Origin of the sequence: Mesorhizobium waimense, from assembly GCF_003601975.1 — a bacterium.
GTDB lineage: Bacteria > Pseudomonadota > Alphaproteobacteria > Rhizobiales > Rhizobiaceae > Mesorhizobium > Mesorhizobium waimense.
On the sequence record NZ_QZWZ01000272.1, the window covers coordinates 1 to 254 of the forward strand.

The 254-nt window shown below is 54.3% G+C and carries 1 protein-coding gene; it reads left to right on the top strand.

What is annotated here, in order from left to right:
• Nucleotides 1-254, top strand: a 254-nt coding sequence (locus tag D3227_RS43650; protein ID WP_245452179.1) for an IS66 family transposase, incomplete at both ends; no start/stop codon positions are given.

Below are 254 nucleotides of genomic sequence, written 5' to 3' on the forward strand. Positions count from 1 at the left end.
GGCAAGGGTGATCTGGCGAAAGCCTTCCGATATGGCCTGAGCCGTTGGTCCTCATTTTGCCTGTTCCTGGAAGACGGTCGTGTCGCCATGGATAACAACGCTGCCGAGCGGGCCCTGCGTCCAATTGCGAAGACTGATTCATTATGCACCCCCTCTTCAAATGGCGGGAAACAGCGATTTCTGATTATCGTCGTTGATGATACGCGGAGATTTGCGCGCCAAATCGGCCTTGATCCGTTCATCTTCAAGGTCGC